9 protein-coding genes and 2 pseudogenes are annotated in these 13,923 nt (G+C 61.2%); 4 read left to right on the top strand and 7 right to left on the bottom strand.

The genetic code is table 11. From position 1 onward, the window contains the following. Positions 1–19 precede the first annotated feature (19 nt). Positions 20–928, bottom strand: coding sequence for an acyl-CoA desaturase (locus GV818_RS00575; RefSeq protein WP_161775612.1), 909 nt, complete (start codon positions 926–928; stop codon positions 20–22). Next, on the bottom strand, positions 925–2,796 hold the full coding sequence (locus GV818_RS00570; protein ID WP_161775611.1) for a fatty acyl-AMP ligase: 1,872 nt from the start codon (positions 2,794–2,796) through the stop codon (positions 925–927). Before GV818_RS00570 ends, GV818_RS00575 begins: the two co-directional genes overlap by 4 nt. Before the next feature lie 289 nt (positions 2,797–3,085). Between GV818_RS00570 and GV818_RS00565 the strand changes: the two genes are divergently transcribed. Next, entirely contained in the window at positions 3,086–4,132 is a 1,047-nt protein-coding gene (locus tag GV818_RS00565) for a GlxA family transcriptional regulator (RefSeq protein ID WP_256667359.1), read from the top strand. A gap of 30 nt (positions 4,133–4,162) precedes the next feature. Here GV818_RS00565 and GV818_RS00560 read toward each other — a convergent pair whose 3' ends face one another. Beyond that, positions 4,163–5,671 carry a DHA2 family efflux MFS transporter permease subunit gene (locus GV818_RS00560; protein ID WP_178124657.1) on the bottom strand — a complete coding sequence of 503 codons (1,509 nt, stop codon included), beginning with the start codon at positions 5,669–5,671 and terminating at the stop codon, positions 4,163–4,165. 164 nt (positions 5,672–5,835) lie between these two features. Between GV818_RS00560 and GV818_RS00555 the strand changes: the two genes are divergently transcribed. After that, complete coding sequence (locus tag GV818_RS00555) at positions 5,836–7,041, top strand: HlyD family secretion protein (RefSeq protein ID WP_161775610.1); 1,206 nt, start codon at positions 5,836–5,838, stop codon at positions 7,039–7,041. Between the two features lie 104 nt (positions 7,042–7,145). On the opposite strand, the gene mgrA is transcribed toward GV818_RS00555, so the two are convergent. After that, the gene (mgrA, locus tag GV818_RS00550; protein WP_161775609.1) at positions 7,146–8,183 is read right to left on the bottom strand and encodes an L-glyceraldehyde 3-phosphate reductase; all 1,038 of its coding nucleotides are present in this window, start codon (positions 8,181–8,183) and stop codon (positions 7,146–7,148) included. 161 nt (positions 8,184–8,344) lie between these two features. Next, a pseudogene (locus GV818_RS00545) lies at positions 8,345–9,264 on the bottom strand (NtaA/DmoA family FMN-dependent monooxygenase); the annotation flags it as partial. A 130-nt stretch (positions 9,265–9,394) separates the two neighbouring features. Here GV818_RS00545 and GV818_RS00540 point away from each other — a divergent pair. Next, positions 9,395–9,736, top strand: a pseudogene (locus GV818_RS00540) (SDR family oxidoreductase); the annotation flags it as partial. A gap of 52 nt (positions 9,737–9,788) precedes the next feature. Then, positions 9,789–10,046, top strand: a complete 258-nt coding sequence (locus tag GV818_RS00535) for a hypothetical protein (protein ID WP_161754085.1) — start codon at positions 9,789–9,791, stop codon at positions 10,044–10,046. A 9-nt stretch (positions 10,047–10,055) separates the two neighbouring features. Here GV818_RS00535 and betT read toward each other — a convergent pair whose 3' ends face one another. Then, positions 10,056–12,017, bottom strand: coding sequence for a choline transporter BetT (gene betT / locus GV818_RS00530; RefSeq protein WP_178124676.1), 1,962 nt, complete (start codon positions 12,015–12,017; stop codon positions 10,056–10,058). Positions 12,018–12,932: 915 nt separating this feature from the next. Beyond that, a complete protein-coding gene (gene epsC / locus GV818_RS00525; RefSeq protein WP_161754081.1) occupies positions 12,933–13,859 on the bottom strand; it encodes a serine O-acetyltransferase EpsC in 927 nt (308 codons plus the stop codon). Positions 13,860–13,923 lie beyond the last annotated feature (64 nt).

The following is a 13,923-nucleotide window of genomic DNA, read 5'->3' as shown; positions in this document are numbered from 1 at the left end:
GTGAGGTGAGTACCGGCAATCAGCTTTCTGAAGGTTCCACAGCCGCTGGCGAACCGGGCCGCTTTACATCCCAGGCCAGGCCGCAGAGAGCGAGCAGTTCGATGAACAACCCGCCCAAGTCCAGCTGCCAGGGTTTGAGCCCGGCATGAGCCAGCGCCGGGAAGGCATGGTGGTTGTTGTGCCAACCGCCGCCTACCGTTGGAATCGCCAGCCAGAACACATTGCGACTGGTGTCCCGGGTCGGGTGATCACGGGAGCCGGTGCGGTGAGCAAAGGAGTTGATGCACCACGTGGCGTGGTCCACCAGAAAGATCCGCACGAAACCGCCCCAGAGCAGGCCGCTGAGTGCACCTTCCCAGCTGCGGGTAATCAGCCCGCACACTGCGGCCGGAATCAGCAGGCCGAGGATGATCCACAGGTAGTAGCGCTGGTTGATCTGCATGGTCAGGCGGTCACGCAGCAGGTCGGGAACGAACTGGCTCCAGTTCTGCTTGCGCAAGCTGAACAGCCAGCCCAGGTGGGCGTGCCACCAGCCCTGGATGTTGGCTACAAAGCCTTCCTTCAGCGGCCTGGGAGAGTGCGGGTCGCCCTCCTTGTCGGTGAATGCGTGGTGCTGGCGATGGGTCGCCGCCCAGAACAGGATCGGCCCCTGGGCCGCCATCGAACCGGCAATGCCGAAGAACGCCGTGACCACCGGACCGGCCTTGAACGCGTGATGGGAAAAGAAGCGGTGCATCCCGACTTCCACACCCAGGGCGGTCAGCAGGTACATGCTGGCCAGCGCACCGACCTCCAGCCAGCCGATGCCCTGATGCCAGGCCAGGACCAGGGCCACTACGGTGCCCACTGCCGGAACACCGACCGTCAGCCAGGCCAGTTGACGCTCGCGCTGACCGGTACGGTCGATAGGGGGATTCATGGCCGTCATGACAGGGCATCCGTAGGAGTTTTGAGGGGTTGTGCCGAGGTGGCTGTCGCGGAACGCCCGGCGCCATAACGCGACAAACTGTCGTTGAGCAGCGCCTGGCGGGTGGCCTGGCGCTGGACCTTGCCGCTGGTGGTCAGCGGAATGCCACCCATGGGCGCCAGGTGGATCCGTGCCGGGGCCACGCCAAACTGGCTGACCAGGGTGCTGGTGATCAGTTGACGCAGTTGTTCCTGCTGGGCCTCGTCAAGCTTTTCACTGCGCTTGATCTCGGCCACGATTGCCAACTGCTCCTGCTGGCCATTGTCCAGCCCAACCGCCACGCAGCCATTGCTGCGGATACGCGGGTCGGCCGTTTCGACCGCCAGTTCGAGGTCCTGGGGATAGAGGTTGCGCCCGGCAATGATGATCAGGTCCTTGAGGCGACCGGTGACGAACAGTTCCTCCCGATACAACGCCCCCAGATCGCCAGTGCGCATGAAGTGCCCGTCGACACCCGGCACAGTGGCCCGGAATACCTGCTCGCTGAGCGCCTCCTTGCCCCAGTAACCGGCACCCACGTTGTCCCCCTGGACCCAGATCTCGCCGATCTGGCCGGCGCCGACCGGCTGCAGGCTGACGGGATCGACAATCGCCAGGCGCAGGCCCGGAGCCACCCGACCGCTGCTGACCAATGGCAATGCGAACCCATCGTCGGCCTCGACGATGGCCAGGGTGCCGCGGGCGAGTTGGTCCCGATCCACCTGGGTGCTGAATGCCGCCTCATCATGGCGCTTGCCCGACACCAACACGGTCGCTTCGGCCAGCCCATAGCAGGGGCCCAGGGCCGCCGGGTTGAAACCCGCGGCGGCGAAGCGTTCGGAGAAACGCACCAGGGTGCTTTGCCGGACCGGTTCGGCCCCACAATAAATCGCCTTGAGCTTGCTCAGATCCAGAGCGGCCAACTCACTATCGGTAATGTTTTCAACACACAGATCGAAGGCGAAGTTCGGTGCGATGGTGACGTCGGCACCATACCTGGACACTGCGTCCAGCCAGCGCAAAGGGCGCTGGACAAAATGTCCGGGGCTGATGAGCACGGTAGGAAAAGCATCGTAGATCGGCTGCAATATCCCGCCCATCAGGCCCATGTCGTGATACGGCGGCAGCCAACTGCAGCCCACGCGGTCCTTGGCCTCGCCCATCCACTGGCTGGCACTGCGGCAATTACTGTAGAGGTTGGCGTGGGTCAACATCACACCCTTGGGCGCCGAGGTGGAACCCGAGGTGTATTGCAGCAGGGCCAACTGACCGGGAGCGACACCCTGGGCCTGCCAAGATGAGTCGGCGCTAGGCAGTTCTTCCGGGTCGACCCATTGCGGCTCTGGCAGGTCGCCTTGCAGCAGTGCGTTGACCCGCTCCCGACTGCGCATGAACCGCGCACTGGTGAGCACAATCTGCGGGTGAGCATCGGCACAAATCAACGCCAGGCGCTCCAGGCCCCGAGTCCCGACGGGCGGAAACGCCGGGATCGCCACCGCTCCGGCCAGGAGCAGACCAAACAGCGAAACGATGTAGTCGATGCCCGTCTCGAACAGCATCAACACGCGCTTTTCCCGGGGCTCGAAGATCTGCAGCGCAGCGGCCAATTGTTGACTACGCTCCCACAGTTGGGCGTAGCTGATCGGCGCCTCATCCTGCTCACCATCGAGCAAGTGGATGAAGGCCGTCGCATCCGGTTGGCGCCAGGCGCGATAAGCCAGCACTTCGGTAACCGAACTTAAACATTCGACACCCAGGAGTTCGGCCAATGACAGATCATCAACTGCTAGATGCGCTGAGAAGGTCTGATTGACGTCATTTAGATAATCACGAGGCACGGCGTAGTTCATTCAAAATCCTTTTTAAATGGAGAGCCATATATCGACCTAATGGTCGTTTATTATTTTCAGCACTAAGGAACCGAACAAACACCCCTAAGCAGGGGAGCTTTTACTAGGCAGTATTAAAGATGTCATTTTATTGACAGAACAGCGCATTCACTTGATGAATGCATCTTTTTTATGTCCCACAGAGAATAACGCGGGCTGCGAAAGTGGAATCTGGATGCGTTGAGAAGTCTGCCACTAGCTTGTATATTTTGCTAATGCACAAATGGACACTTACAGGGAGAAAATGGACATGGATGTGCTCACGCTTATCGCGCTGGAAGGTGCCATGGGGTCAAGTGTCGCGATCACCCTGGACGTGCTGCGTACCGCCAACCAGATTGCCGAAGTCATGGGACGACCCACCATTACCTGGAAGATCATCGGCAGCAGTGAATCGGTACGCATGAGGAACGGCATGCGCCTGGATGCACTGCCACTGGATAAGGTCCAGGCCATTGAAGGCAGCATGCTGGTCATACCGGGGCTGGGCCTGGAGAACACCCAGGAGCTGGATTTCTTTGGCTGCCGCACGGAAAAAAGGCAACCGGGCCTGAGCTTGTCCACGGAACTGGTTACCCGGCTAGGGCACAACGACATTCGCAAACTCAGCAAACTGGTGCACGAACACCACCTGCGGGGGCAGCAGACGGCAGCCTCTTGCTCGGCGGTTTTCGTCCTGGGGGAAGCGGGGATTCTCGAAGGCCAGACCGTCACTACTCACTGGCAGTTGTACGACACCTTCAAGCAGCGTTATCCCGAGGCGATACTTGATACCAAACGCATGCTTATTCATGACGGAAATATGATTACAGCAGGCGCAGGCATGTCACAAATGGACCTGATGCTCTATATATTGCGTAATAAGATGGGCAATCAAGTTGCGGAGCTGACCATGCGCTACCTGCTGATAGATGGCCGCCCCGCACAATATCACTACATGGCCTTATCCAACTTGCAGACAGAAAATCGCGAAGTGCTTCTGCTGGAAAAGTTCATCGAAGATTGCCTGCCCAACGTTCCGGCCCTCAGCACCATTGCCGAACATTTACGGATCACCGAGAAAACTTTATCCCGAAGAATTCGCAGTGCCACGGGCAAGCCGCCCATGGCCTTCATTCAGAAAGTTCGCCTGCAACATGTTCAAAGCTTATTGGAGACCACCAATATGAGCATTGAAGAAGTTGCCTTCAAAGTGGGCTATGCAGACTCAACCGCCTTGCGCCGCTTGATGTGGAAAAGCATGGGCTGCACCCCCAGCCAACTGCGTAAGGCCAGGTCCGGTCCGCCGATCATGTAGACCCCTGGCAACGGCAACGTCGGCGGCGAGTCACTTGTCATCCTCGGCCACACCTGGTTCGGCCGGGGGCACTTTGCACAGTGGCACCAGCAGCAGCGCCACCACGAACATCATCGCCATCAGGCGGAACACATCGCCAAATGCCAGCGTCAGGGCTTCACGTCCCACCAGCCGGCCAAGTATCCCTTGGGCCATCAGGAAGGCATGGGTGGAATCCGGAGTCTCTGCGGCAATCTTCAGGGCCAACTGCCCCATGAGTTCCTGTGCGGCCACAGCCTTGGCCCCCAGTGACTCGGACAGGCGCAGCACCTGGGTCCGGGCATCGTCCTGCAGCCAGGTATTGACCGTGGCGATACCAATGGCCCCGCCCAGGTTGCGCATCAAGTTGAACAACCCGGAAGCCTGGCGCAACTCGGCCCCCTGGAATGAACTCAAGGCCATGTTGACGCTGGGAACAATACACAGCATCAGGAACAGGCCGCGCGCAACCTGGGGAACCAGTAGTTCATCGAAACCCCAATTGGAAGTGATCCGGGAAGTCAGCCACAAGCTCAACGCCAACCCCAGGAAGCCCACCGAAATGATCAGGCGTCGATCAACTTTCTCCGAAGCCCGCGCCGCAATGATCGTACTGACCAACTGCCCGATACCCACGACAAACACGGTGGTACCGATTTCCAGGCTGTTGAAGTCGCGTACTCGCCCGAGGAATACCGGCACCAGATAAGTCGATGAGTACAGGCCGAAACCGATCACCAGGTTCAGCAGGCAGGCGATGGAAAAGGTCCGATTGCGAAACGGCACCAACGACACAATCGGATTGTTCGAATACAGCGAGCGCTCGATAAACAAACCAAAGGAGACGATGGAAACCCAGGCCGCGATGAGAATGCCGTCATCACTGAACCAGTCCTTGCGCGGTCCCTCTTCCAGCACGTATTCGAAACATCCCAGCGCCAATGCCATGGCCGCAAAGTGCAACCAGTCGATACGCCGCAGCATGGACAGGTCGGGACGATCCACATCGATCAGCAGCGCAGCGCCAATGCAGATCAGCAACCCAGGCAGCACGTTGATGAAAAAGATCCAGCGCCAGTCCAGGTAGAAGGTCACCAGCCCGCCCACCGTGGGCCCCAGGGTCGGCGCCAGTACCGCCGTCATCCCGAGAATGGCTGGAACCATCGCCCGCTGCTTGCCTTCGAACAGGACGAAGCCCACGGCAAACACCGTGGGCACCATGGCTCCACCGGCAAAGCCCTGCAGCGCCCGCAGCACAATCATCGACTCAATGTTCCAGGCCATGCCGCAGCCAATACTGAACAAGGTAAAAAACGCCGCGCTGGCGGAGAACAGCCAGCGAGTGGAAATCGCCTGGGCGAGGAAGGCCGAGAAAGGAATCATGATCAGTTCGGCGATCAGATAGGCGGTCTGCACCCAACTCACTTCATCGGGACCGGCACTGAGTCCGGCCTGCACATCATTGAGCGAAGCTGCAACGATCTGGATATCGATCAAGGCCATGAACATGCCGAAAGCCATGATCGTGAAGACCAGAAATTTTCGTCGAGTGGACTGCTGAGCAGGCTGGGCGCCCACGTCAGGGAGGTCAGATGCGCTTGTCGTCACGGTAGGTACTTCCCTGTAGTATTGCGACCGACATATTAATATTATGATCGTAATTCAAAACCGCACGGAGCATCAACATGGAGCAGAGCACCCAGACTCAAAACGCCATCCTGCAAGCCGCTCAAGAGCCGGAAAAGCCGCGTAGACGCTCCAAACGCCCGCTGATCGCTGGCGCAATCGCGTTGACACTGGTGGCCGTCGGGGTGGGCTGGGTGCTGATGACGCCGTTAACCGAGGCCACGGACGATGCCTATATCGCCGCCGACGCCACTTCCGTCGCGCCACGGGTACATGGCCTGGTCACCGAGGTCCTGGTCAAGGACCACCAGACCGTCACCGCCGGGCAACCACTGGTACGCATCAACAGCGAAGAGTTCGACAGCCGAGTCGCCCTGGCCGAAGGCGATCTGGCCGACAACCAGGCCCAGGTCGCCCTGGCTGAAGCAGCCTTGACGATTCAGGATGCAGAACAGCACCTGGCCAGTGCCAGAGTGCTGGCGGCGCGCACTTCGATTCGCACCACCCAGGCGGAATCCAAGCGCGCCGGGGCCGAGCGCAATCGCTTCGATACTCTGGTCACCACCGGTGCCGTAGCGCGTAACGAGGTCGAGAAATACAGCACCCAGGCGATCTCTGCGGAACAAGGTCACGCCTATGCCCAAGCCATGTTGCAAGTCGCGGAAAACGACCAGGCCGTGACGTCTGCCCAACGCCAGCGCCTGCAGGCACAACTGCAAATAGCCAAGGCCAAGGTGGTGACCGCCAAGGCCAGGCTGGAGCTGGCTCAGCAAGACCTGCGTCACGCCACGATCTATGCGCCGATGGACGGCACCGTTGGCAATCGGCAGATTCAGGTGGGGGATTACGTGCAACCGGGCTCACGCCTGCTGACCCTGGTGCCGCTGCACGACCTGTATGTACTGGCCAACTTCAAGGAAACCCAGACCCAACACATGTATCCCGGCCAAACGACCCGGATCAAGATCGATGCGCTGCCGGGTGTCAGCATTGTCGGCACCGTGGAAAGTTTGGCGCCAGGCTCGGGCTCGACCTTTGCCCTCCTGCCCTTCGAACCGGGCACCGGCAACTTCACCAAGATCGTGCAACGGGTTCCGGTACGCATTCGCTTCGATGCCGACCAACCGGGCCTTGAACGCCTGCGGCCAGGCCTCTCGGTAACCGCGAAAGTCCACCTCGATGACTCAGAGGAGCGCACCCTTGCCAGCACCCCACGCAACCCCGCATTAAAGGTCAGCGCCAACACATCCGTCACGACGAAATAGCTGGATCAGCAACCGCTCCTTCCGCCGCTCTTGCTCCAGGCGGCCCCCTCCCCCTGCACCTCACTTTGCAGGGGGTTTTTTAATGGCTGAACGGCTCAACGCCCTTACTCTGCCATCGAGGGTTTTTCCCAGAGATTGATCTGCCCTTCTTTGGCGAAATGATCGATTTGCACCAGCTCTTCCACGCTGAACCTCAGGTTCTGCAACGCACCGACGTTCTCGATGATCTGCTCCGGCCGGCTCGCGCCAATCAACGCCGAGGTCACTCGCGGATCCCGCAGGGTCCAGGCCAGGGCCAACTGCGCCAGGCTCTGGCCACGATTCCTGGCGATCTCATTGAGGGCGCGCACATGGGCGATATTGGCCTCGGACAAATGCGCGGCCTGCAGCGATCCGCCACCAGGACGATTGACCCGCGCATCCTTGGGAATGCCATTGAGGTACTTATCGGTGAGCAAGCCCTGGGCCAGCGGGGTAAAGGCGATCACCCCGGCACCCAACGCCTCGGTGGTGTCCAGCAAGTCCTTCTCGATCCAGCGGTTGAGCATGTTGTAGGCCGGCTGATGAATCAGCAGCGGCACCTTCCACTCCTTGAGCAATCCGGCAATCTCCCGGGTCTTGAGCCCCGAGTAGGAAGAAATGCCGATGTACAACGCCTTGCCCTGCTGCACCGCACTGGCCAGGGCGCTAGCGGTTTCCTCCAGCGGCGTATCGGGGTCGAAACGGTGGGAATAGAAGATATCCACATAATCCAGGCCCAGGCGCTGTAGGCTCTGATCCAGGCTGGCCAGCACATACTTGCGCGAGCCCCCGCCCTGGCCATAAGGCCCGGGCCACATGTCCCAACCGGCCTTGCTGGAAATGATCAGCTCGTCGCGATACGACTTGAAGTCCTCACGCAACAGACGGCCGAAATTGATCTCAGCACTGCCATAGGGCGGGCCATAGTTATTGGCCAGGTCGAAGTGATTGATCCCCAAGTCGAAGGCCGTGCGCAGCAAAGCGCGCTGGGTATCAATCGGCGTGCTGTCGCCGAAGTTGTGCCAAAGCCCCAGGGACAATGCCGGCAGCACCAGGCCACTGCGACCGACACGACGATAGGGCATGGCGTCATAGCGATTTTCGGCAGCTATATAAGTCATCGGATCCTCTCTTGGTTAGGGTCTCTCTGAAACACACAACGTTGGCACCTGCACATGGCCGCCCTGGCTCGCAGAAACATTCATGCAGAAGCCGGCTTGTCGGCGCAGAGGCCTTCGAGCCTTGCCGCACCATAGCGGGCGCCTTCACTGACAAGCCAGCACCCACACAAGCCCGCGCCCACTTCAGGTTCCACCAGCTCCTGGAAGGATTCGAATTTCTCCCGGGACTGACTTTCGCTATCGCCGACCACTACGAACACCCCGGACATGTTTTTCAAAAATTTCGTACTACATCCGTACTGCCCGAGGCGCCCTTTTAGGTCAGCATAAAAATCTTGGGCACTGGCCAGGAAAGACTGCGCGGTGAACACCACTTCAGCCATGTGCGCCGTGAGGTCGCGCCCGCTCTCCGAAGAGCCAGCCTGGACGGTCACCGGATGACCCTGAGGTGGCCGAGCAACGCTTAATGGCCCTTTGACCCGGAAGAGTCCCCCGGAATTCCCCAGCAAATACGGCTTATTTTGGGTGTAGTACTCGCCACCGGCCTTGTTCCGAACAAAGGCATCGTCCTGCCAGCTGTCCCAAAGCCCGGCGACCACCGGATAGAACTCCCGGGCCCGACGATAACGTTCGGCATGTCCGAAATACTCGTCGCGAGCAAAATTCCGCGCCTCGGCAGCATTGTCGGAAGTCACCAGATTCCACCCGGCTCCCCCAGCAGAAAAGGGTCCAATTACGCGAATTTACGTACCACATGGCACGGTACGTTATAGTTCGCAGTGGCAGTGGCAATAAGCCCTATCCGCTCGCTCACAGCCGCCAGTGCAGAGAGCAAAGTCATGGGCGCGAAGTAATCAGACCGGGCCATGTGGCTGGCGATGGGGCCAGTAGCGGCCGCCAGACTGTCAGCGACAAACAGTGCGTCGCAACGAGCAGCCTCGGCGACTTGTGCCAGTTCTTTATAGACCGCAAAGTCCAGTCCTGCCTGGGCCGGTACATGCGGATGGCGCTAAGCGGCAACGTGGTGATCGGTGGCCATGAGAAAGGCGCCGAGCTTGATCTGGCGAGTGGTACGAAACATGGATGACTCCTTGTTTCATGCTGCAAAAGAGACACCCGCAGGGTCACTACAGACGCGGGCCTGCCAGCGAAGGCGCTCTCAAGAATGCCCCCCGGCAAGCCGGCCCCTACGGACCAGGAACGATCAGAGTTCCTTGCCCAACTGCACGCCATTTATCCTCAGTAGAAGGGCGCTCACCACGATCACTCAAACGGCAAAAGTCGCCATCGTCACCGGAGCCTCCCGAGGCAGCGGCACGGTGATTGCCCGCCAGCTGGCCCGTGACAGCCAAGCCGTGGCGCCGGGACCGGTGGCCACCGAGCTGTTCCTGCAGGGCAGGAGTGAGGAGCAGATCCACAACTTTGCCAGGATGCCGACCCCGGAACGCCTGGGACAACCAGAGGATATCGCCAGCATCATCGCCTTCCTGGCAAGCCCGGCGGCGGCCTGGGTCAACGGCCAGGTCCTGCTGGCCAATGGCGGGGCGGTTTGACGCCTATGCTCGTTACATGCGCCGGCAAACCGGCTCTCGGGGAGTGCCCATCATGCATACCACCATCATCATCACCTTCGGCCTGATCCTGCTGGCCCTGGTGTTGTTTATCGGCGAACGCCTGGGTTTCGGGCGCCAGGCCCTGAGCTACGGCTTTATCGGGCTGTGGCTGGCGCTGACGGTGATCAACGGTGCGGTGGGCATGGTCACCGCCCACCAGCCCCTGCGTGAGGAGCTGGCGGTCGGCAGCCTGGTGTTTGCCGTGCCGGTGCTGGCCCTGGTGTGCTACTTGGTGCTCACCAAGGCTTGAGCGGCTGGCTCAGCGCACCAAGTGCAGGAACTGCATATGGCGTTCGTACTGGTCGAGGATGTCGTTGATGATCTGCTCCTTGGTGTAGCCCATCAGATCGTAATCCTGACTGCCCTCAGCCAGATGCACCTCGGCTCGGTAGTAACGGCGGTTGCGCAGCTCTTTCGGGCCCATGCCGCCACGGGCGAAGGACGGGGTGAAGTAACCCCGCATCTGCACCTGATAGATGAACGGATGCTGATCGCCGTGGCCGATCTCCAGGCTGACGCTGTCGTTGACCGGGTCCGGCTGGGTCACCACGTTCAAGCCCTTCTCGACGAACACCGCCGTCACCTCTTCGATGGCCGGGCGCACCGTCTGCTCAAGGAAGCGATACACCTCGTCCCGCGAGGGGAAATGCACTGCCTGGCTCAAGCGCTGGCGCCAGCCGCCCTTGCCACGACGAGACGGCGCCACCGGTGCCAGGGAATGCAACTGGGCAATGCGTCGTTGCGATTCCAGGTAGAACGCCTTGTGCAACCCCCACATCATCAACAGCAGGATCAGCGAGAACGGCAACGAGGTCAGGACCACCGCCGACTTCAGCGAATCGATGCTGCCGGCGAACAGCAAGGCACTGGTGATCAGCGCGGTCATCGCGCCCCAGAACACCCGCAGCCATTTCGGCCCGTCCTCGTCGGCATTGCCGCCCCTGGCCGAGAGGGTCGAAAGCACCACCGTGCCGGAGTCCGCCGAGGTGACGAAGAACACGAAGCTGATGAACACCGTCACCGCGATGACGGTTTTACTCCACGGGTAGGTTTCCAGCAGCAGATAGAGGGTCATCGACGGGTTTTCGATGGCCGACATGCCCAGGGCGCTCATGCCGTGGTTGAGCACCTGGTCGATGGCGCTGTTACCGAAGATCGACATCCACGCCAGGGTGAAACCCAGCGGAATCAGGAGCACGCCGAAGACGAACTCGCGGATGGTCCGGCCACGGGAAATCCGCGCGATGAACAAGCCCACGAACGGCGACCAGGCGATCCACCAGGCCCAGTAGAACACCGTCCAGCCACCCAGCCAGTCGCTGGGTTTGTTGTAGGCGTAGACATCAAAGCTCTTGACCGGCAAGGCCCCCAGGTAATCCCCGAGGTTCTGGATCAAGGTATTGAGCAGGTGCTGGGTGGGGCCGGCGAACAGCACGAACAGCAGCAGCGCCACTGCCAGCAACATGTTGATGTCGGACATCACCCGCACGCCCTTGTCGACTCCGGCGATTGCGACCAGGATCGCCGCGCCCATCATCAGGGTGATCAACCCGACCTGGATCCACTGCGTGTGGGCAATGCCGAACAGGTAGTCGAGGCCGGAGTTGAGGTGCAGCACGCCAAAACCCATGTCGGCACCGAGACCGAACACCGTAGCGATGATGCCGAAGCCATCCACCGCGTAGCCGATGGGGCCATTGATGCGCTTGCCGATCAGTGGATACAGCGCCGAGCGCAGGGCCAGCGGCAGGTTATGCCGGTAGGCGAAGTACGCCAGGGCCATGCCGACGAAAGCGAAAACACCCCAACCGTGCAGGCCCCAGTGCAGGAACAGCAACTGCATGCCCTGGCGCGCCGCCTCGGCGGTACCGGCCTCGCCCTGGGGCGGTTGCAGCATGTGGGTCAAAGGTTCGGAAACACAGAAGAAGAACAGCGTGATGCTGATCCCGGCAGCAAACAGCATGCCGGCCCAGGACAGGTAACTGAACTCGGGTTCGTCGTGGTCGGCACCGAGCTTGATCTTGCCGTAGCCGGACAAGGCGGTGACCACCACGAAGACCAGGTACAGGGTCATCGCCAGCATGTAGTACCAGCCGACCGTGTTGGCCGCCCAGTTTTGCGCCGCCAGGAGCCAGGCGCCGGCCTGTTCCGGCATGGAAATCACCACCAGGCCGAAGATCAGGATAAAGCTCGCGGCGAAGTAGAACACCGGCGGGTTCATGCGAATAAGGCTATTCGCGGAGCTGGATGGCGCACTCATGCAGGGTGCACCTCGAAGGGATGAAACATGGCTGAAATGTACGGACTCAGCAAAGGCAAGCCTCCTGTTGTGAGCGGGCAGCGAACCACCGGTTTAACTTGAACGAGCGTTCAAGTTAAACATGGATAGGGGCTCAGGACTAATTGCAAGGCTCAGCGGTACCTCTCGTACGCTAGCTCAAGGAAGGGTATGACGGATGTCGGACGGAATCGTTCAGCCCGCCCCTGCTCGGAACCGGCCTCTCGCCCGTGGGAGCCGGCTTGCCGGCGAAGAGGCCCGCGGGTCCTGAATCACCCTCAGGGACGCCTTCGCTGGCAAGCCAGCTCCTACAGCAGGCCACCGTACACCTTCTTCCGTAGGAGCCGGCTTGCCGGCGAAGAGGCCCGCAAGTCCTGCATCGCCCTCGGGGACGCCTTCGCTGGCAAGCCAGCTCCTACAGCAGGCCGCCGTACACCTTCTTCCGTAGGAGCCGGCTTGCCGGCGAAGAGGCCCGCAAGTCCTGCATCGCCCTCGGGGACGCCTTCGCTGGCAAGCCAGCTCCTACAACAGGCCGCCGTGCACCTTCTTCCGTAGGAGCCGGCTTGCCGGCGAAGAGGCCCGCGGGTTCTGTATCGCCCTCGGGGACGCCTTCGCTGGCAAGCCAGCTCCTACAACAGGCCGCCGTACACCTTCTTCCGTAGGAGCCGGCTTGCCGGCGAAGAGGCCCGCAAGTCCTGCATCGCTCTCGGGGACGCCTTCGCTGGCAAGCCAGCTCCTACAGCAGGCCGCCGTACACCTTCTTCCGTAGGAGCCGGCTTGCCGGCGAAGAGGCCCGCAAGTCCTGTATCGCCCTCGGGGGCGCCTTCGCTGGCAAGCCAGCTCCTACACAAGCCAGCTCTACTTTTGCGAGCCGTCGTCGTGCTGCAGGTTGGCCTGGGTCAGGTTGCAGCCGGCCGGCACGCTGCGGGTCAGCCAGACGTTGCCGCCGATCGTCGAGCCCTGGCCGATGGTGATGCGCCCCAGGATGGTCGCGCCGGCATAGATCACTACGTCGTCCTCGACGATCGGGTGACGTGGGTGGCCCTTCTGCAACTGACCATCTTCGTCCGCCGGGAAGCGCTTGGCCCCCAGGGTCACCGCCTGGTAGATCCGTACCCGCTCGCCAATGATCGCGGTCTCGCCGATCACCACGCCGGTCCCGTGATCGATGAAGAAACTGCGGCCGATTTGCGCGCCCGGGTGAATGTCGATGCCGGTGGCCGAGTGAGCGATTTCCGAACTGATCCGTGCCAGCAACGGTAGGCCGGCGCGATACAAATGGTGCGCCAGACGGTGATGAATCACCGCCAGGATGCCCGGGTAGCACAGCAGCACCTCATCGACGCTGCGCGCCGCCGGGTCACCGTGATAGGCGGCCAGCACGTCAGTATCCAGCAGCACCCGCAGGCCCGGCAGGGCCAGGGCGAAGTCCTGGATCAGGCGGATCGCCCGGGCGTTCACCTCGGCATCCGCCTCGCCGTTTTGCCGGGCCACGTAACGCAGCTCCAGGCGCGCCTGGGCCAGCAAGGCATTGAGCGCCGCATCCAGAGTGTGGCCAACGTAGAAGTCCTCGCTTTCCTCGCGCAGGTCCACTGGCCCCAGGCGCATGGGAAACAGCGCGCCGCACAGGGCTTCAAGTATCTCCGCCATGGCCGCCCGCGACGGCAGTTCACGGCCGCCCTGCTCGCCGCTGACCCGACCGTTGCGGGTACGCCACTGGTCACGGGCATCGCGCAGTTGGCCGACGATGGTCTGCAATTGCCAATGGCTGGAACGCTCGCTCACGATAAGACTCCTTACTCGGGCGGCCGGACAATCGGGCCGCACAAACGGCGATCACTTTACGCCC

The sequence above is a fragment of the Pseudomonas sp. Fl4BN1 genome, assembly GCF_009908285.1.
Classification (GTDB): Bacteria; Pseudomonadota; Gammaproteobacteria; order Pseudomonadales; family Pseudomonadaceae; genus Aquipseudomonas.
The sequence above is the reverse complement of the archived record's forward strand: the minus strand, read 5'-3'. Positions and strand labels throughout refer to the sequence as shown.

What these genes read in the sequence shown, in the direction of transcription:
- GV818_RS00575 (WP_161775612.1), bottom strand. Translation starts at nt 928, where the DNA reads ATGACGGCCATGAATCCCCCTATCGACCGTACCGGTCAGCGCGAGCGT.
- GV818_RS00570 (WP_161775611.1), bottom strand. Translation starts at nt 2,796, where the DNA reads ATGAACTACGCCGTGCCTCGTGATTATCTAAATGACGTCAATCAGACC.
- GV818_RS00565 (WP_256667359.1), top strand. Translation starts at nt 3,086, where the DNA reads ATGGATGTGCTCACGCTTATCGCGCTGGAAGGTGCCATGGGGTCAAGT.
- GV818_RS00560 (WP_178124657.1), bottom strand. Translation starts at nt 5,671, where the DNA reads ATGGCTTTCGGCATGTTCATGGCCTTGATCGATATCCAGATCGTTGCA.
- GV818_RS00555 (WP_161775610.1), top strand. Translation starts at nt 5,836, where the DNA reads ATGGAGCAGAGCACCCAGACTCAAAACGCCATCCTGCAAGCCGCTCAA.
- mgrA (WP_161775609.1), bottom strand. Translation starts at nt 8,183, where the DNA reads ATGACTTATATAGCTGCCGAAAATCGCTATGACGCCATGCCCTATCGT.
- GV818_RS00535 (WP_161754085.1), top strand. Translation starts at nt 9,789, where the DNA reads ATGCATACCACCATCATCATCACCTTCGGCCTGATCCTGCTGGCCCTG.
- betT (WP_178124676.1), bottom strand. Translation starts at nt 12,017, where the DNA reads ATGAACCCGCCGGTGTTCTACTTCGCCGCGAGCTTTATCCTGATCTTC.